Source organism: Sphaerotilus montanus (genome assembly GCF_013410775.1).
GTDB lineage: Bacteria > Pseudomonadota > Gammaproteobacteria > Burkholderiales > Burkholderiaceae_C > Sphaerotilus > Sphaerotilus montanus.
Map to the genome: position 1 here is coordinate 489,693 of NZ_JACCFH010000001.1, position 18,931 is coordinate 508,623.

Annotated in this window: 15 protein-coding genes; 7 read left to right on the forward strand and 8 right to left on the reverse strand. The window is 70.8% G+C overall.

Going from position 1 to position 18,931, the window contains the following annotated elements:
* Window positions 1–39: 39 nt before the first annotated feature.
* Window positions 40–2,496, forward strand: a complete 2,457-nt coding sequence (locus BDD16_RS02080; RefSeq protein ID WP_179632408.1) for a beta-glucosidase H — start codon at window positions 40–42, stop codon at window positions 2,494–2,496.
* Between the two features lie 12 nt (window positions 2,497–2,508).
* Here the strand turns inward: BDD16_RS02080 and BDD16_RS02085 are convergent, their stop codons facing one another.
* On the reverse strand, window positions 2,509–4,158 hold the full coding sequence (locus BDD16_RS02085; RefSeq protein ID WP_179632409.1) for an ABC transporter permease: 1,650 nt from the start codon (window positions 4,156–4,158) through the stop codon (window positions 2,509–2,511).
* 57 nt (window positions 4,159–4,215) lie between these two features.
* Between BDD16_RS02085 and BDD16_RS02090 the strand changes: the two genes are divergently transcribed.
* From BDD16_RS02090 to BDD16_RS02100, 3 genes are read left to right on the forward strand one after another with little or no spacing between them, the layout of a single operon-like run.
* Window positions 4,216–5,319, forward strand: coding sequence for an ABC transporter ATP-binding protein (locus BDD16_RS02090; protein WP_179632410.1), 1,104 nt, complete (start codon window positions 4,216–4,218; stop codon window positions 5,317–5,319).
* A 13-nt stretch (window positions 5,320–5,332) separates the two neighbouring features.
* A complete protein-coding gene (gene tgt / locus BDD16_RS02095) occupies window positions 5,333–6,472 on the forward strand; it encodes a tRNA guanosine(34) transglycosylase Tgt (protein ID WP_179632411.1) in 1,140 nt (379 codons plus the stop codon).
* A gap of 2 nt (window positions 6,473–6,474) precedes the next feature.
* Window positions 6,475–6,948: an SMI1/KNR4 family protein gene (locus tag BDD16_RS02100; protein WP_179632412.1), complete on the forward strand. Its 474-nt coding sequence runs from the start codon at window positions 6,475–6,477 to the stop codon at window positions 6,946–6,948.
* Window positions 6,949–6,966: 18 nt separating this feature from the next.
* Here BDD16_RS02100 and glcF read toward each other — a convergent pair whose 3' ends face one another.
* The 7 genes from glcF to BDD16_RS02135 form a co-directional block, all read right to left on the reverse strand.
* Entirely contained in the window at window positions 6,967–8,232 is a 1,266-nt protein-coding gene (glcF, locus tag BDD16_RS02105) for a glycolate oxidase subunit GlcF (protein ID WP_179632413.1), read from the reverse strand.
* 6 nt (window positions 8,233–8,238) lie between these two features.
* On the reverse strand, window positions 8,239–9,360 hold the full coding sequence (gene glcE, locus BDD16_RS02110; protein WP_179632414.1) for a glycolate oxidase subunit GlcE: 1,122 nt from the start codon (window positions 9,358–9,360) through the stop codon (window positions 8,239–8,241).
* A gap of 50 nt (window positions 9,361–9,410) precedes the next feature.
* The gene (locus BDD16_RS02115) at window positions 9,411–10,913 is read right to left on the reverse strand and encodes an FAD-linked oxidase C-terminal domain-containing protein (RefSeq protein ID WP_179632415.1); all 1,503 of its coding nucleotides are present in this window, start codon (window positions 10,911–10,913) and stop codon (window positions 9,411–9,413) included.
* 46 nt (window positions 10,914–10,959) lie between these two features.
* The gene (locus tag BDD16_RS02120; protein ID WP_179632416.1) at window positions 10,960–12,171 is read right to left on the reverse strand and encodes an FIST signal transduction protein; all 1,212 of its coding nucleotides are present in this window, start codon (window positions 12,169–12,171) and stop codon (window positions 10,960–10,962) included.
* Window positions 12,172–12,202: 31 nt separating this feature from the next.
* Entirely contained in the window at window positions 12,203–12,997 is a 795-nt protein-coding gene (locus BDD16_RS02125) for a PhaM family polyhydroxyalkanoate granule multifunctional regulatory protein (RefSeq protein ID WP_179632417.1), read from the reverse strand.
* Window positions 12,998–13,081: 84 nt separating this feature from the next.
* Window positions 13,082–14,062 (reverse strand): TraB/GumN family protein, encoded by a 981-nt coding sequence (locus BDD16_RS02130; RefSeq protein WP_179632418.1) that lies wholly within the window; start codon window positions 14,060–14,062, stop codon window positions 13,082–13,084.
* Window positions 14,059–14,907, reverse strand: coding sequence for a fumarylacetoacetate hydrolase family protein (locus BDD16_RS02135; RefSeq protein WP_179632419.1), 849 nt, complete (start codon window positions 14,905–14,907; stop codon window positions 14,059–14,061). Before BDD16_RS02135 ends, BDD16_RS02130 begins: the two co-directional genes overlap by 4 nt.
* 96 nt (window positions 14,908–15,003) lie before the next feature.
* Here BDD16_RS02135 and BDD16_RS02140 point away from each other — a divergent pair, with 96 nt between their 5' ends.
* From BDD16_RS02140 to BDD16_RS02150, 3 genes are all read left to right on the forward strand, one after another.
* The gene (locus BDD16_RS02140; protein WP_179632420.1) at window positions 15,004–16,107 is read left to right on the forward strand and encodes a DUF3108 domain-containing protein; all 1,104 of its coding nucleotides are present in this window, start codon (window positions 15,004–15,006) and stop codon (window positions 16,105–16,107) included.
* A gap of 74 nt (window positions 16,108–16,181) precedes the next feature.
* Window positions 16,182–16,427, forward strand: coding sequence for a BTH_I0359 family protein (locus BDD16_RS02145; protein ID WP_179632421.1), 246 nt, complete (start codon window positions 16,182–16,184; stop codon window positions 16,425–16,427).
* Between the two features lie 135 nt (window positions 16,428–16,562).
* Window positions 16,563–18,923 carry an ATP-binding protein gene (locus BDD16_RS02150; RefSeq protein ID WP_179632422.1) on the forward strand — a complete coding sequence of 787 codons (2,361 nt, stop codon included), beginning with the start codon at window positions 16,563–16,565 and terminating at the stop codon, window positions 18,921–18,923.
* The last annotated feature ends 8 nt before the right edge of the window (window positions 18,924–18,931 follow it).

Genomic DNA, 18,931 nt, shown 5'->3' on the forward strand with positions numbered 1-18,931 from the left:
TGCCCGCGAACGCGGGCACCCACGCAGACCACCACCCCCATGCCCACCCCCAACCTCCCCGCCCTCCTCGACGCCATGACCCTGGAAGAGCAAGTCAGCCTCCTCACCGGCGCCGACTTCTGGTGCACCGTCGCCATCCCGCGCCTGGGCATCCCCGCCATCAAGGTCACCGACGGCCCGAACGGCGCCCGCGGCGGCATCTTCAACGGCGGCCCGAAAACCGCCTGTTTCCCGGTCGCCATCGCGCTCGGCTCGACCTGGGATCCTGCGCTGATCGCCGAAGCCGGTGCCGCGCTGGCGGCCGAAGCACGGCTCAAGGGCGCGGGCGTGCTGCTCGCGCCGACCGTCAACCTGCACCGCTCGACGCTCAACGGCCGCAACTTCGAGTGCTACTCGGAAGACCCGTTCCTCACCGGCGAGATCGCCTGCGGCTACATCCGCGGGCTGCAGGACCACGGTGTGGCGGCGACGATCAAGCACTTCGTCTGCAACGACAGCGAGGTGGAACGCATGTCGATCGACTCGGTCGTCGACGAGCGCACGATGCGGGAGCTGTACCTGGTGCCGTTCGAGAAAGCGGTCAAGGACGCGAACGTGCAGGCCGTGATGACCTCGTACAACCGCATCAACGGCGACTTCGCAGGCGACAACGCGCCGCTGGTGCGCGACATCCTGCGCGGCCAGTGGGGCTTCGACGGGCTGGTGATGTCCGACTGGTTCGCCGAGCACGCCACCCAGAAATCCGCCACCGCCGGCATGGACCTGGAGATGCCCGGCACGACCCGCCACCGCGGCGAGGCGCTGGTGCAGGCGGTGCGCGAAGGCCGTGTGTCAGCCGACGACGTGCGCGCCTGCGCGGGGCGGGTGCTGCAGCTGGTCGAGCGGGTCGGCGGCTTCGCGTCGCCGGGCATTCCGGACGAGCGTTCGGAGGACGCGCCCGAGCGCCGCGCCCTGATCCGCCGCCTCGGCGCGGAAGGCTCGGTGCTGCTGAAGAACGACGGCGGGCTGCTGCCGCTGGCGGGCACGGCGCGCACCATCGCGCTGATCGGCCCGAACGTCGACACCGCGCAGATCATGGGCGGCGGCAGTGCCAACGTGAACGCGCTGCACCGCATCACCCCGCACGAAGGGCTGGCCGCGCAGACCGACGCCGTGCTGGTCTGCGTGCCCGGCGCAGACAACTACCGCTGGGTGCCGTTGCTGCAACAGCCGATGGCGGTGGACTTCTACACCTCGACCGACCTGAGCGGCGACGTGGCCGTGCGCGCGGTCTATCCGAGCAGCGAGAAGCTGTGGGCTGGCGCGGTCGAACCCGGCATCGACCCGATGCACTTCTCGGCCCGCGCGACGGTCGAGTTCGTGCCGCCAGCCGATGGCGACTACCAGGTCTCGATCACCAGCGCGGGCCTGAGCCGCGTGCTGGTCGATGGCGTGCAGGTGATCGAGGCCTGGGAGAGCTGGGCGCCAGGCGACACCTACTTCACCTTCGGCTGCACCGAGCGCGTGGTCAGCCACCCGCTGCGGGCCGGCGTGCCGGTGACGATCACGGTCGAGTATTCGTCGCCGACCAGCGTGCCGGTGTCGTTCAAGGCGCTGCGGCTGGGCGTGTACCTGCCGCGGGCCGAGGCGGAACTGGCCGCGGCCGAGGCGGCGGCGCGTCAAGCCGATGTGGCGATCGTCTTCATCGGCCTGAACGCCGAGTGGGACTGCGAGGGCCTGGACCGCCCCGACATGGCCCTGCCGCACCAGCAGAACGCGCTGGTCGAGCGCGTCGTCGCCGCGAACCCGAACACCATCGTCGTGCTGCAGACTGGCGCGCCGGTGGAGCTGCCGTGGCTGGACCGGGTGCCGGCGGTGCTGCAGGCCTGGTATCCGGGGCAGGAATGCGGTCACGCGATCGCCGATGTGCTGACGGGCCGCGCCGCGCCGGGCGGGCGGCTGCCGCAGACGTGGCCGAAGCGGCTGGCGGATGTCGTCACGTCGAACGGCGATCCGCTGCGCTATCCCGGCCAGGGCGGGCGCGTGGTCTACGACGAAGGCGTGTTCATCGGCTACCGGCACCACGACACGCACGGGGTCGCGCCGATGTTCCCGTTCGGGCACGGGCTGTCGACGACGACGTTCGCGTGGGGTGAGGTGCGCGTCGACCGCACGGCGATCGAGCCGGGCGGCACGGTCACCGTCTCGGTGGACGTGACCAACACCGGCACGCGCGCGGGCTCGGAGGTGGTGCAGCTCTACGTCAGCGATCCGGTCAGCGGTGTGGAACGGCCGGCGCAGGAACTCAAGGGCTTTGCCAAGCTCGCGCTGCAGCCCGGCGAGACCGGCACGGCGACGATCACGCTCGGGATGCGCGCCTTCGCGTGGTTCGACACGGCGCGCGGCGGCTGGGTGGCCGAAGCCGGGGCGTTCGGACTGCGGCTGGGAGCGTCGTCGCGGGACATCCGGGGCGAGGCCGGGGTGACGCTGGCGGGGGACTGGTTCGCGGCGGCGTGATCGCAGGACGGCTCAGGCCGAGCGCCCCTTCGCGATGCTCCGGCACAGCAGCACCATCGGCACCAGCCCCACCACGACGATCGCCAGCGCGGCGGTCGAGGCTTCGGTCAGCCGCTCGTCCGAGGCCAGCGTGTACGTCTGCGTCGCCAGCGTGTCGAAGTTGAAGGGGCGCATCACCAGCGTCGCCGGCAGCTCCTTCATCACGTCGATGAACACCAGCAGCCCCGCCGTCAGCGCACTGCCGCGCAGCATCGGCAGATGCACCCGCCGCAGCGTCTGCCCCACGCTCAGGCCGAGGCTGCGCGCCGCGTGGTCCATGTTCGGCGTGATGCGGCCGAGGCCCTCGTCGATCGCCTGCACCGCCGCCGTCAGGTAGCGCACGAGACACGCGTAGACCAGTGCTGCGATGCTGCCCGTGAACAGCAGGCCCGGCGTGTGGCCGGTCAGCTCGCCGATCAGGGCCGCCAGCGCGTGGTCGAGCCGCGTCACCGGGATCAGCACGCCCACCGCGATCACCGACCCCGGCAGCGCATAGCCCAGGCCGACCACCCGGTGCGCCCAGCGCGTGACCGGGCCGCGGTGGATGCGCGCCGCGTAGCCGATCAGCAGCGCCAGCGCCACCGCCAGCAGCGCGGTCGTGCCGGCCACCAGCATGCTGTTGCGCGCCAGCACGAAGAAGCGCTCGCCGAACTGCGCATCGCCCTCGGTCAGCGCCATGCGCAGCAGCAGGCCGGCCGGCAGCAGGAAACCCGCCACCAGCGGCAGGACACAGCCGATCACCGCACCGGCCGCCTTCACCCCGGCCAGCGGCACCCGCGGATTGCCACGCTGGCGCAAGGTCGTGTCGTGGTAGCGCCGCCCGCCACGGCTGACCCGCTCGAACGCCAGCACCGCCACCACGAAGGCCAGCAGCACCAGCGCCAGCTGCGCCGCCGCCACCCGGTCACCAAGCGAGAACCACGCGCGGTAGATGCCGGTCGTGAAGGTCTGCACCGCGAAATAGGACACCGTGCCGTAGTCGGCCAGCGTCTCCATCAGCGCCAGCGCCACGCCGCCCGCGATCGCCGGCCGCGCCATCGGCAGCGACAGCCGCAGGAACGCGCGGAATGGCGACAGCCCGAGCGAGCGGCCGACCTCGATCATCCCGCCCGCCCGCTCCAGGAAGGCCGTGCGCGCCAGCATGTAGACATACGGGTACAGCACCAGCGTGAACATCAGCGCTGCGCCACCGAGCGTGCGCACGTCCGGGAACCAGTAGTCCGCCTTGCGCCAGCCGAACGCGGCGCGCAGGGCGGTCTGCACCGGGCCGACGTACTGGAAGAAGTCGGTGTAGACATAAGCGATCACGTACGACGGCATCGCCAGCGGCAGCACCAGCGCCCACTCGAACGACGCCCGCCCCGGGAACTCGTGGCGCGTCACCAGCCACGCAGCACCCACACCCAGCGCGGCCACGCCCAGCCCGACCCCGGCACACAGCCACAGCGTGCTCGCCACATAGTCGCCGAGCACGGTCGAGGCCAGGTGCGCCCAGGTGTCGCCGGTTCCGCCCGAGAAGACGTGCGTGCCGACCGACACCAGCGGTGCGGCCACCAGCAGCGCTGCCAGCACGGCAATCCACAACAGCCACGGCGGACGGCGGCGGGTCGGAGCAGAAGACATCAGGACACCTTTCGAACGGTACGATTCGGCCAACGATAATGATTATCATCCTTGATCATGTCCACGCACTCCACTCCCTGGCTCGCCCTCGACGGACTTCGGCTCGGCTACGGCCGCAAGACCGTCGTCGAACACCTCGCGCTGCACCTGCCACAGGGCACCATCGGCTGTCTGCTGGGGCCGTCCGGCTGCGGCAAGACGACGGTGCTGCGCGCGGTGGCGGGGTTCGAGCCGGTGCTGGGCGGCGAGATCCGGCTGGACGGGCAGGTGGTCAGCTCGACCCACGTGCACCTGCCGCCCGAACAGCGCCGCATCGGCATGGTGTTCCAGGACCACGCCCTCTTCCCGCACCTGACGGTCGCCGCCAATGTCGGCTTCGGGCTGCGCGGCCACCCGAGTCCCGACAAGCGCGTGGCCGAGATGCTCGACACGGTCGGCCTGGGCCACACCGCACAGCGCTACCCGCACGAACTCTCCGGCGGCCAGCAGCAGCGCGTGGCCTTGGCGCGGGCATTGGCGCCGTCGCCGCGGCTGATGCTGCTGGACGAGCCGTTTTCCAGCCTCGACATCGAGCTGCGCGAGCGGCTCGGCGCGGAGCTGCGCAGCCTGCTGAAAGCCGCCGGCACCACCGCCCTGCTTGTCACCCACGACCAGCACGAGGCGTTTGCCATCGCCGACGAGATCGGCGTGATGCACCAGGGCCGGATCCAGCAATGGGCCAGCGCCTACCAGCTCTACCACGAACCGGCCAACCGCTTCGTCGCCGACTTCGTCGGGCAAGGCGCGTTCCTGCCGGGCGAAGTGCTGGCCGGGCACCACCACGTCCGCACCGAGCTGGGGGTCGCGCACAGCGATCAGCCGATCCGCTGCACCGAGCACGGCGACCTGTGCGGCGCGGGCTGCGCGGTGGACGTGCTGCTGCGCCCGGACGACGTGGTCCATGACGACGACGCGCCGACCCGCGCCCGCGTGGTCCACAAGGCCTTCCGGGGCGCGGAGTTCCTCTACACGCTGGCACTCGACAGCGGCGCGCAGGTGCTCTCGCTCGTGCCCTCGCACCACAACCACGCGATCGGCGAGGCGATCGGGATCCGGCTGGAGCTGGCGCATGTGGTGGCGTACCAGCGGACACGGACGGGGACGGAAACAGCGGCGGCCTGAGACAATCCGGCCCATGCTGCAATTCCAACTCCTCGGCACCGAAGGCCACGCGCGCCGCGGTCGCCTGACGCTCAACCACGGCGTCGTCGAAACCCCCATCTTCATGCCCGTGGGCACCTACGGCACCGTCAAGGGCGTGATGCCGCGCTCGCTCGAAGAGATGGGCGCGCAGATCATCCTGGGCAACACCTTCCACCTCTGGATGCGCCCCGGGCTCGACGTGATGGCCCAGTTCGGCGGGCTGCACAAGTTCGAGAACTGGCACAAGCCCATCCTCACCGACTCGGGCGGGTTTCAGGTCTGGTCGCTCGGCGAGATGCGCAAGATCAGCGAGGAAGGTGTCAAGTTCGCGTCGCCCGTCAACGGCGACAAGCTGTTCCTCACACCCGAGATCAGCGTGCAGATCCAGACGGTGCTGAACTCCGACATCGTCATGCAGTTCGACGAATGCACGCCCTACTGGCAAGGCGTCAAGGGCAGCGGCCACATCACCAGCGAGAAGGAAGCGCGGGTGTCGATGGAGCTGTCGATGCGCTGGGCCAAGCGGTCGAAGGCGGAATTCGAGCGGCTGCAGAACCCGAACGCGCTCTTCGGCATCGTGCAGGGCGGCATGTTCGAACACCTGCGCGAAGAGTCGCTGAACGGCCTGGTCGAGCTGGACCTGCCCGGCTACGCGATCGGCGGCGTGTCGGTCGGCGAGCCCAAGGACGAGATGGTGCGGATCATGCGCCACACGCCGCACCTGCTGCCGAGCCAGAAGCCGCGCTACCTGATGGGCGTGGGGACACCGGAAGATCTGGTCGAGGGCGTGGCCTGCGGCGTGGACATGTTCGACTGCGTCATGCCGACCCGCAACGCGCGCAACGGCCACCTCTTCACCCGCTTCGGCGACCTGAAGATCCGCAACGCGCGCCACAAGACCGATGAAGGCCCGATCGACCCGACCTGCGGCTGCCACACCTGCCAGAACTTCAGCCGCGCCTACCTGCACCACCTCGACCGCTGCGGCGAGATGCTCGGCCCGATGCTGACCAGCATCCACAACCTGCATTACTACCTGAACCTGATGCAGGAAGTGCGCAACGCGCTGGATGCCGGCGAGTTCGCGGCATTTCAGGCGCAATTCAAGGCCGATCGCGCCCGCGGGGTCTAGCCATGGAGATCCGCTGGCCAGCCCTGGACGACCTGAACCCGCCGGCCACCGACGCCGAGATCACCACGCTGGAGCAGCAACTCGGCGTCACGCTGCCGGCGGACTATGTGCAGGTGCTTCGCCAGCACAACGGCCAGCGCGGCCTGGCGGACGGGCTGTTCGACGGGCAGGAGTTCCTGTCGACGCAGAACGTGTTTGCGCAGTGGCGGATCTGGAAGGGGCTGCACGACGCGGGAGAGTTCAAGGCGCTGCACTCGTCACCGGCGGCGGGCGTGCGCGACGACTGGTGGAACCCGCGCTGGATCCCGTTCACGCACGACGGCGGTGGCAACCACCTCTGCCTGGACCTCGACCCTGCCGAAGGCGGCTCGGTCGGTCAGGTCATCGCGATGTGGCACGACGCGGCCGAACGCACGGTGGAAGGCCGAAGTTTCGGTGAATGGTTTGGCCGCTGGCTGACACGCACCACGGCGTAGCGCCAGCAACCCGCGTCCTCACCCCGCAGCGAGCACCTCGTCGATCACCTCGACCCAGTGCTTCACCGGCAACTGCGTCCCCGACTGCAGGTGCTGGATGCAGCCGATGTTGCCGGAGATGATGACGCTGGGCTGGCGGGCCTCCAGCGTCTGCACCTTGCGGTCGCGCAGCTGGTAGGCGATCTCGGGCTGCAGCACGGAATACGTGCCGGCCGAGCCGCAGCAGAGGTGGCTGTCCTGCGTCGGCAGGTGCACCTCGAAGCCGATCTCGGCCATCGCCGCCTCGACGCCGCCACGCAGCTTCTGGCCGTGCTGCAGCGTGCAGGGTGGGTGGTAGGCCAGCACACCGCGGGCGCGGCGCTGGCCCATCACCGCCTTGAGCGGCCCGATCAGCGTCGGCAGCAGCTCGGAAAGATCGCGCGCCACCGCACTGATGCGCGCGGCCTTCTCGGCATAGGCCGGGTCGCCGGCCAGCGCGTGGCCGTAGTCCTTGACCGAGAGGCCGCAGCCCGAGGCGTTGAACACGATGGCCTCGACCGGCTCGACCCCGCCCAGCCCTTCGACCTTGGGCCACCAGGCGTCGATGTTGCGGCGCATGTCGGTCAGCGCGCCTTCGCGGTCGCCGAGGTGGTCGCGCACGGCGCCGCAGCAGCCGGCCTCGTCCGACACCAGCGTCTGCACGCCGCAGGCATCGAGCACACGGGCAGTGGCGCTGTTGATGTTGGGGGCCAGCGTCGGCTGCACGCAGCCCTGCAGCATCAGCACCTTGCGGCGGTGCTCGCGCGTGGGCCAGCGCTGGGCGTGGGCCATCGCGGTGGCACTCAGCTTTGGCGGCACCTTGTTCTTGAGCATGCCGGGCAGCAGCGCCCGCACGTTCTGCCCCGTCCGCAGCATCGGGCCGAAGCTGGGCGAGGTCATGGTCTCGCGCAGCATCCAGCGCACGCTGCGGTCGGCGCGCGGGCGCTCGACCTTGGCATCGACCACGCGCCGGCCGATCTCGACCAGCGCGCCGTATTCCACGCCCGACGGGCAGGTCGTCTCGCAGCTGCGGCAGGTCAGGCAGCGGTCGAGGTGGAGCTGGGTCTTGCGGGTCGGCGCGTGGCCTTCCATCACCTGCTTGATCAGGTAGATGCGGCCACGCGGGCTGTCCAGCTCGTTGCCGAGCAGCTGGTAGGTCGGGCAGGTGGCGGTGCAGAAACCGCAGTGCACGCAGCGGCGCAGGATCTCTTCGGCGCGGTCGCCGTCGGGGGTGTCCTGGAATTCAGGCGCGAGGGTGGTTTGCATGCTGGCTCAGAGTCCCGGGTAGAGACGGCCCGGGTTGAACACGCCGTCGGGGTCGAAGGCCTGCTTGAGTTCCTGGTGGATGCGGTCGAGCGGCGGCTTGAGCGGCGCGAACACGCCCAGGCCGTTGGACACCGCCGCCTTGTCGCGGGCGCGGAACAGCGTGGCGTGGCCACCGACCTGGCTGGCGATCTGGCGCACGCGGGCCGCCGGCTCGCGCGTGACCCACCAGCGCTGCGCGCCACCCCAGTCGATGAGCTGGTCGCCCGGCAGCGGCAGCGGCGGCGCGCCCGAAGGCACCGACAGCCGCCACAGCGCCGCACCATCGGCCAGCGCGCGGCGGGCCTCGACGAAGAAGTCGTCGGTCTGGTCGCGCATGCCGAGCCAGAAGCGCTGCGCCAGCGCGTTGTCGATCGGCTCGCCGCCCATCTTCTGGTTGGCGGCGGCCACGGCCGTCGTCGCCCCGGACAGGCGCACGACCAGCGCGCCCTGCCACCACGCGGTCGCGTTGACCGGCAGCGGCTGACCGGCCCAGCGCTGCATCAGATCGAGCGCCTCGCCTTCGGAGCAGTCGAAACGCAGCGTGCTGGTGTAGGACGGCGTGGGCATCACCTTCAGCGACACCTCGCAGACCACGCCCAGGATGCCCAGCGAACCGGCCACCATGCGCGCCACGTCGTAGCCGGCGACGTTCTTCATCACCTGGCCGCCGAAGGTCAGCACCTCGGCCTTGCCAGTCAGCAGGGTCATGCCCAGCACGTAGTCGCGCACGCTGCCCATCGCTGCGCGGGACGGCCCGGACAAGCCGGTCGCCACCATGCCACCGATGGTGCCGCCCCGCTGGCCGGGGCGCTCGGTGTCGGGGTAGCGCGGCGGCTCGAAGGCGAGGTACTGGTTGCGCCGGGCGAGTTCGGCCTCGACCTCGGCGATGGGCGTGCCGCCGCGCACGGTCATGACCAGCTCGCTCGGCTCGTAGCGCGTGATGCCGGTCAGGCCGCGCACGTCGAGCAGCTGGCCCTGGATGGGCTCGCCGTAGAAGGACTTGGTGCCCGTGCCACGGATGGCGAGGCTGCCGCGCGCCTCGCGGGCGACGCGGACGCGTTCGATCAGGCTGTCGAGGGCCTTGCTCATGGGTGTGTGGTGTTCAGGGACACGATCAGGGATCACGGATCAGAAACGGTTCAGAACCGGGGCAGTTCGCTGAAGGGCAGCAGACCGCGCTTGACATGCATTCTTCCGTACTCGGCGCAGCGGTGGAGGGTCGGAATCACCTTGCCGGGATTGAGCAGGCCGGGCGCGTCGAACGCCCGCTTCACCGCCAGCATCATCTCGCGCTCCTCGGGGGCGAACTGCACGCACATGGAGTTCAGCTTCTCGACACCCACGCCGTGCTCGCCGGTGATCGTGCCGCCCATGGCCACACTGGTCTCCAGGATCTCGGCGCCGAAGGCTTCGGCCCGCTCCAGCTCGCCGGGACGGCTGGCATCGAACAGGATCAGCGGGTGCAGGTTGCCGTCGCCGGCGTGGAAGACGTTGCAGCAGCGCAGGTCGTGGCGCAGCTCCATCTCGGCGATGGCGCGCAGCATGTCGGCCAGGCGCTTGCGCGGGATGGTGGAGTCCATGCACAGGTAGTCCGGGCTGATGCGGCCGGACGCCGGAAACGCGTTCTTGCGGCCGGACCAGAACTTCAGCCGCTGCGCCTCGTCGCGGCTGACTTCGAGCCGGCTCGCGCCGCAGCGGCGCAGCACCTCGGTCATGCGGCCGATTTCCTCCTCGACTTCTTCCGGCGTGCCATCGCTCTCGCAGAGCAGGATCGCTGCGGCCTCCAGGTCGTAGCCGGCGTGCACGAAGTCCTCGACCGCGGCGGTCATCGGCTTGTCCATCATCTCCAGCCCGGCGGGGATGATGCCGGCGGCGATGACCTCGGCCACCGCGTCGCCCGCCGTCTCGACGGTGGGGAAGCTGGCCATGATGCAGCGCGCGATCTGCGGCCGCGGCACGAGCTTGACGGTGACCTCGGTGATCACGGCGAGCATGCCCTCGCTGCCGATGACCACGCTCAGCAGGTCGAGCCCCGGCGCATCGAGCGCGGCGCTGCCGAACTCGACCGGCTCGCCCTCGACGGTGTAGCCGCGCACCTTCAGCACGTTGTGCAGCGTCAGGCCGTATTTCAGGCAGTGCACGCCGCCGGAGTTCTCGGCGACGTTGCCGCCGATGGTGCAGGCGATCTGGCTGGACGGATCCGGCGCGTAGTACAGGCCGAACGGCGCGGCGGCCTCGCTGATGGCGAGGTTGCGCACGCCGCACTGCACGACCGCGGTGCGCTCGCGCGGATCGATCTTCAGGATGCGGCTGAAGCGGGCCAGCGACAGGGTCAGGCCGTCACGGTGCGGCATGGCACCGCCGGACAGGCCGGTTCCGGCGCCACGCGCCACGACCGGCACGTCCAGCCGCCGGCAGGCGCGCAGCACGTTGGCGACCTGTTCCTCGGTCTCGGGCAGCGCCACCGCCATGGGCTGGGCGCGGTAGGCGGTCAGGCCGTCGCATTCGTAGGGGACTGTGTCCTCGGCGTGCCACAGCAGCGCGTGGGCGGGCAGCACGGAAGACAGCGCCTGCACAAGCCGGCTCTGGCGCTCGCGCCGGGCAGCGGCGTCCAGCACGTCTTGCGGCAAGGGGGCGTTCATCGGAAAACTTCTCCAGCAAAGGTGGACCGCACTGTAATGCGGGGGATCAGGAATGCAGAAAGACCGTCAGGACGGCGGTGTATCCGTACAGATGATGCCGTGCAATCTCGCCACCGGCGAAAAAACCGACCAGCGGCACGTCGCCGAGCGCGTGGCGCACGATCTGCAGTTCGGCCGAGGGACCGCCGAAGTGCGGCCCGCCCCGTCCGGAGCAGCTCACGTAGACCGCGCCGGCGATGCGCCGGGCGGGTGCGCCGCCGTCGTCGGGATCGGGGCTCAGCTCCTCGCGGATCTCGGCGCAGATGCGCATCAGGTCGCGCCGGGCCGCCTCGGGGTTGCGGGCGCAGAAGGTCAGCTTCATGCCGGGCTCGACCTGTGCAGCCACCGCCACGGCGTGGTGCATCGGGTCCAGCCCGATCAGGTGCCGCACGCGGGTGTCGCTGCCGAACTGGCTGCCGCGGCTGAACACGTCGTCCTGCGCGTCGGTCAGCCCGACCAGCGTGGCCCGCAGGCGCGGCACGGCCTCGCGCGGCCGGTCGAGGTCGATGTCCAGATCGTGCAGCAGGCAGGACAGCGCCGACTGCCCGTCCAGCACCGAGACGATGTGGTCGCGGGCCTCGTCCACCTGGCGCACCGGCCCGATCGGCTGGCAGCCCTGCGACACCCGCGACAGCAGCCCGACCTCGCGCGTGAACGCCACGCCGGAGACCCCGCCCTCGTAGACCCCGGACAGCGCGGCCGATCCCACCGCCACGGCCGGTGCACAGAACTGCACGCTGCGCCCGCGCGAGGCCATCAGCCCGCCGAACAGGTAGCCGCTGGCGGTGCGCTGCGACAGCTCGACGATCAGCTCGCCCATGTCGGGCGTGTGGCCGTCGCCGTGCACCAGCGCGGTGTGGACATCGCTGCGCACCAGCGGCCGCTCGCCGCTGTACAGCTCGAAGCTGCCCGGCGGCAGATCGGCCAGCATCAGCACCAGCGCGGGCTCGTCGAAGTACTCGACCCCGCTGACCGCCACGCCGACACCCACCCCGCCGGCCCACGACACCCGTGGCCAGCGCTGGCGCAGCTCGGCCAGCAGCGCGTCGGCCTGCGGCGCGTAGTGGTCGGTGATGTAGACCAGCCCGAGCGTGAAGTCCGCAGGAGCGTCTGCGGGCGGGGACAGCGATGCCCGCTGGGCATCGATCTGGGCCGCCACCAGCGCCAGCGCCATGTGCGCGTCGGGATGGGTGGCGTGTGCGGTGAGAAAGGTGTGCATGGATCAGCGGTCGAGGCGCGGCAACGCCTGCTCAGCCCTTGGCGGACTTGCGGGCGGGCGCCTTCCTGGCCGGCGCCTTCTTGGCGGCAGCGGCCGGAGCAGGGGCAGGCGGCGGGGCCGATGGTTTCGGAGCCGTCTTGCGGGCTGGCGCCTTGCTAGCAGGCTTCGCAGCCGCCACCGTCTCCGACGCGGTGTTCACCGCACCCTTGACCGCCTCGGCCATCGCCTCGGACGCACGGGCCTGCGCCTGGGCAGCCGCCTCGGTCGTGGCCTTGAGCGCCTCGGCAGCGCGGGCCTGCGCCTCGTTCGTGGCTTCAGAGGTCGCCTGCATGGCCTGCGTGGCCAGCTGCGTGAACTGCTGGGTCAGCGCGCCCCACCACTGCATCGGGTCGACCGCACCAGCAGCCCCGGCCTCCGCAGCGGCAGATTCCGGTGCGGGTGCTGCTGCCGGAGCGGCTGCCGGCGCAGGGGCCGACGCAGCAGCAGGAGCCGCCGACTGGAACATGTCGGCCATCGACCGCACCTTGAGCGCCTCGCCGAGATCGCCCATCTGCACGTTCATGGTCTTGAGCGTGCCCAGCGTCATGCGCTGCACTTCGAGCGCCTGCACGGTGGTGCCGATCATGCGGGCGTTCTGGTCGAGCCAGAACTGCACCGTGCGCAGCTCGCTGATGCGGCGGTCCAGTTCCTCCGGGTCGAGCGTCGGCGCGACCCACTGACCGATGCTGGGCAGCGTCTGCCCGGCGTTCTTGACCAGCCCCTGCAGGAACTCGAAGCCAGGAACGAACTTGCTGAACGTGTCGGTGAAGGAAGGGGTGTCGGACATCTTGTTTGCCTCGGGATCTTGGTCGGTGGTACGGGATGGCAGTCGTGCGCTGCCAGCCCATTGTGCCGAGCGATCCCTGCAGTGTCACTGACGATCGAGCGGGATGTAGCGCACGCTGAACCCGCGGCGCGCCATCTGCAGCGGCAGGCCGGCCGGGCCGATCATGTGCAGTGCGCCGACGGCGGCGAACACGGTCTGCCCGCGCTGGTGGAGCGCGGCGATGCGGTCGGCCATGGCGGGATTGCGGGCGTCGACGGTGGCGTGGTGCTGCGCACGGTCCGTGTCCGTGTCCTGGCAGCCGCACCAGCTGGCGAAGGCTTCCAGATCGTCCAGCCGGGCCTCGGCCCAGTCGGTGACCAGACGCTGCACGACCGCGCGTGAAGCCTCGCTGCCCAGCTCCCGCAGGCCCTGGCGGACCGCGGCCAGCGCCGCCGCCGGCGCGTCGTGCACCATCAGCGCCATCTGCTGCTCGGGGGTTTCGAGCGACACGATCGGCAGGCCGCGGCCGTGGGCGCGGTGCATCAGCCCGGCGTCGATGCCCCAGGCGGGATCCAGCCCCTGCCGGCGCAACGCCAGTGAAACGAGCGTGACCACCTGCAACTCGGGCCGCAGCCCGTCGAGGCTGCCATGGACGCAGGCTGCACGCGCAGCCTGCTCGATCTGGCGGGCCTCTGCGGCGGGCAGGCGCGGCCCGCCGGGGCGCGCCTGGGCAGCACGCTGCAGGCGGCGGAGCACGTCGGGGTCGAGCAGATCCAGCTCGAAGGCCGCCCGGTCGACCGCCTGCATCGCCGCCCGCACCTGCGGCCCCGGCAGCGCCCATTCGCGTCGGGCGAGGTGGATGGTCGCGTACAGGTAGGAGACGCGCCCGTCCTTCTCGATGCGCCACAGCAGGCCGTGGTCCTGCGGCACCTGCTCCGCAGCCTGCAGCTCGGCCGCGCTGAAGGGCACGGGCGCGGCCGGGCAATCCGGCGCAGCGTCGGCCGCCATGCCGGCGGGTGCCGTCGCGGTGCACCAGACCCAGACAAGTCCCTTCACCCAGCGAGGCAGTCCGCGCGGCAGATTCATGCGCATCCAGGAGGCACTGGTTCCACCGTGCGCCGGCTCGACTGGCAGACCGCGCCGAACACCGACTGCCCCTGGGCGTCGAAGGCGTCGATGCGCACCGTCTCCACGTCCGGGGCGCTGTCCAGCACCGTGCGGGGCAGGCCCGGCAGCGCCAGCAGGGTGCCCGCCGACACCGCCCGGTGCCGCGCCAGCTGCGCGATCAGCAGCCCGGCGTCCGGCGTGCCGACCTTGGCGGTCTCGACCGGTGCCTGCGCGCGGCCATCGACGGCCACACACACGGTCAGCGCCAGCCGCCCGCGGTGCCAGGCGCGCCCCAGCTCGTCCGGGGTCACCGCCACCGGCGCCCAGGCCATCGACGACGCGACACGCACACCCTGGCACCGGTGCTGCCAGTGGTTGCCGAGCAGCAGCAGGCGCACGCCGTCGCGCGCCTGGTCCTCCGCGGCACCCCGGGGCACATCGCCGAGCGCCACCGCCAGCCGTGCGCCGAAGTCGATCTCCGGCGTCCCGAACGGCAGCGCATCGTGCGCCCCGGCCATCGTGTCCCCGGCCATCGTGTCCCCGGCCAGCTCGTCACCGGCCGGTGGCTGTGCATCGACCAGCCGGAACGCGCGCGGCAGCGGCGCCATGCACATGCGCGGCTCGAAGGGAAACGCGTGCCGCGCCTTGCCCTGCGCCAGCGTGCGGGCCAGGTCCTGCAGTTGCGGGGCGAGGAAGTTCCAGTCGTCGAGCAGCTGCTGCAGGCGCGTCACGATGCCGCTGGCGTGGTGGGCCTGCGTGAGGTCGGAGGACACCACCACGAGCTGGCCGTCGCGGGAGCCGTCCTTGTAGGTCGCGAGTTTCATGCGGCGATGATGGCACGCAGCTTGCGCGCCTGTCACCGCAGGCCCTGTCTGGCGCGTTGAGGACGGGCCTTCACCGATCCGATGTAGATTGCGACCATGTCCGCTGCCCGTCCCCGCCCGCGCACTGCCCCTGCCGTCCATCCTGCGCAGTGCCGCGGCGGCGTGCGCCCGGTGCTGGGTCTGGCGCTGGCGGCCGTGCTCGGCGGGCATCTCTGGGTGATCGATGCCTGGAGCCTGCCGGTCGCGACAGACGGGGCTGCACGGCCGTTGACGACGCGCATCACCGCGCTGCCGGCACCCGAGGTGCCGCGTCCGGTGGCGAGCCCGGAGCCCGCACCGGCGCCCGTGCCGGTCCTCCAGCACGCCACCCCGCCCGCCAGGCTCCGACCGAAGCCCATGCCGCCGGCCGTGGCCATTCCATCCGCCCCCCCGACCGCATCGGAGCCCCCGGCAGACCCTGTGGAGACCCGCGCCGAACCCGTTGCAGCCGATCCCGCGCCGCACCTGCTCGCCCTGGCAACGCCCGGCACCGGCGCCACCCGTCCGGCCCCCGCTGCCGTGGCCTCGACCGCACTGACCGCACCGCCATCGGTGCGGCTGCACTACCGCATGAAGAAAGGCCCCCTGTCGGGCTCCGGCCAGATCGACTGGCTGCGCGACGGCAGCACCTACCGGATGCGGCTGGAAGCCCGGGTGCCCGTGTTCGGGCAGATCTTCCTGGAAACCAGCGAGGGCCGGATCGATGCCAGCGGCCTGGCCCCCCTGCGCCACACCGAGCGCCGCCTGAAGCGCAGCGAACGGGCGGTCAGCTTCGTGCGCGACCAGGGCGCACCGCGGATCCTGTTTTCCGCCCGCGAAGGCGACGAGCCGCTGCGCCCCGGCGCCCAGGACCGGCTGAGCTGGATTGCCCAGCTCGCCACCCGCATGGCCTCGCCACCGGGCGGCGACTGGCGCCCCGGCAGCAGCCTCGCGATGGACGTGGCCAGCACCGGCGGCGACGTGCAGCGCTGGGTGTTCACCATCGAAGGTCGGGAGGCCGGCGGCCTGTGGCACCTGCGCCGCGAACCCGACAGCCTGCGCGACACCCGGGCCGAGGTCTGGATCGATGCCCGCCAGCAGCACTGGCCGGTGCGCATCCAGCTCACCGAGCCCTCCGGCGAGCCACTGGAGCTGACCCTCGACGGACTGCAACCCGCCTGACACCACCGCCGGACGCTTGAATCCACCGGTCACCACCCCACCTGCCCCCCACCCAACGCCAGGAGGACTGCACCATGCACATGCTCTACAACTCGGAAAACTTCGCCGTCATGCGTTTTTCCGGAAACACCACCGCAGGCCAGGGGTTCGAGATCGTCGACAAGACCAGCCGGCGCGAGATCTACCTCGGCGGACTGCTGGCCGACCACTTCCAGGCCGGTGTCGAATACCTGATCAGCCAGACCGATGACGAAGCACGCATCGACGATTTTCTGGCGGGCTACACCACGCTGGCCCACCACCCGGTCGTGCTCCACTGAGCCGCATCGAGCCCGGGCGCGCGTGCAACAGCGGGTAAACGGCAAGTCCCGAACCCGTTTTGCAACTTGCGCCTGATCGGCCATTGGCGCGAAGATGGCCGCTTGTCCGTCCTTGAACGATCCCGAGGAGCTTGCATGCGCAAGGAAGTGTCCAGGCAGACTGTCCGCCGCTCCCGCAGCCGTCCCGGCGGTGCGCCCGTGCTGCTCTCGCCCGGCCTGCAGGACGCGCCGGTGCTCGACCAGCTGTGCTCCCACTTCGTCCTGACGCTCACATTGCGTCAGGCTGGCCGGTTCGCCGGCCGGCGCGACTGGAACAGCCTGCTCGCCCTCACCGCGCGGCACCTGGTCTGGCCCGTCACCGTGCTGGGCCGCCTGCGCGAATTCCTCGGCCGCAGGGTCAAGGAACACGAGGCCTGGACCGGCCACGAGGCGCTGGACGATGTGGACTTCCTCGAAAAGCACGGCTGGTGGCGCGGCCCCTACGAGGAAGGCACCCTTTTCTTCTACCTCGACGAGTACGTCAAGGACGCACCGAAGGACCTGATGGCTGTCCTCGGCACCACCGGCGAATGGCTGGGCCAGCACCTGCGCGAGAGCGCCACGCTGGTCGAGAAGAACGTCGAGGTGCTGGCCGGCCTGCTGCAGCTCAACCCGGCCGAGCGCGCGCTGATCCTCTACGGCACCCTCGCCCGCTACCAGCGCGACCTGCGCGGGCTGCTGGTCGAGTTCAAGGTCTCCAGCGCGCAGGAGGCCTACGCCACCATCGCCGAGGTCGCCGGCGTGGACCAGCGCGACGTGGCCGAAGCCCTGCGCGCCGGCTCGCGGCTGGAGCGCATCGGCATGATCGAGAACCTCATCTCGGAGCACAACATCACCGACCTGGCCGACCTGATGAAGGTGTCGGACCAGCTGCCCCCGGTGCTGATGCGCGAGTACCGCGACCCGCAGGACTTGATGGCGGTGTTCACCCGGCCGGCGACCAAGAGCGAGCTGACCCCGGCCGACTTCCACTTCGTCGGCGAAGAAGTGGACGTGCTGATCGCACTGCTGAAGAACGCGGTCGAGCGGCGCGAGGCGGGCGTGAACGTGCTGATGTACGGCCCGCCCGGCACCGGCAAGACCGAACTCGGCCGCGTCGTCGCACAGACCGCCGGGCTGGAGCTGTACGAGGTCGAATACGCCGACCGCGACGGCAACTCGCTGTCCGGCCGCGACCGCTACCGCTCGCTGCAGATCAGCCAGGTCTTCCTGAAGGCCAGCCCGAACGTGGCGCTGCTGTTCGACGAGGTGGAGGACGTGTTCCCGCCGATTTCATCGGATGCAGCGCAGCTCATGGCGCGCATGGACAGCAGCGACACCCCCCACGGCGGCAGCTCGTCCGTCAACGGCAAGGCCTGGGTGAACCAGATCCTGGAGACCAATCCGGTACCGGTGGTCTGGGTGACCAACCGCATCGAGCAGATCGACCCGGCCTTCCGCCGCCGCTTCCAGTACCACCTGGAACTCACCTCGCCGCCGCCCGGCGCCCGCGAGGCGCTGGTGCTGCGCGCGCTTGGCGACACGCCGGTGAGCGCCGAGTTCGTCGAGCGCCTGACGCAGCGCAAGGCCCTGACCCCCGCGCAGATCCGCACCGCCGTGCGCTTCGCCAAGCTGATCGGCGACGCACAGGGCGCCGCGCCGCTGCAGTCGATCGAAGCCCTGATCGAGCGCCAGATCGCCCACGCCGACCACGCGCTCGGCACCGTCGACCGCCAGGCCGACCGTGCCCGCCCGGCGGTGACGACCTACGACCTGGGCCTGCTGAACGTCGAGAGCCGCTTCGAGATCCCGCGCATCGTCGAGGCGCTGAAGCGGCGTGGCCATGGCGCGCTGTGTTTCCATGGCGCACCCGGCACCGGCAAGACCGCGCTGGCCGAACACATCGCCCGCGAACTGGGCCGCCCGCTGATGGTCCGGCAGGCGAGTGATCTGGTCAGCAAGTTCGTCGGCGAGACCGAGCAGAACATGGCCAGGATGTTCAACGAGGCGAAGGCCGAGCAGGCCGTGCTGCTGCTGGACGAGGCCGACAGCTTCCTGCGCAGCCGCAAGCGTGCCGAACGCACCTACGAGGTCACCGAGGTCAACGAGATGCTGCAGGGCATGGAGCGCTTCGGCGGCGTCTTCATCTGCACGACCAACCTGTTCGAGGACCTGGACGAGGCGGCGCTGCGGCGTTTCACCTTCAAGATCCGCTTCAACCCGCTGACCAGCGAACAGCGCGTGCGCATGTTCGTGGCCGAGGCGCTGGACGGCGATGCCGCGCGGCTGACCGACGAGCAGCGCCAGCGACTGTCGATCCTCGATCAGCTGGCCTGCGGCGACTTCGCGGCGGTGCGCCGGCAGATCGACATCCTCGGCGAGGCCTTCGATGCGGACGAGTTCCTGTCGCAGATCGAGAGCGAGCACCGGGTGAAACCGCAGGTGCGCGAGCGGCGCAGCATCGGGTTCATGCACTGAGGGGCGAC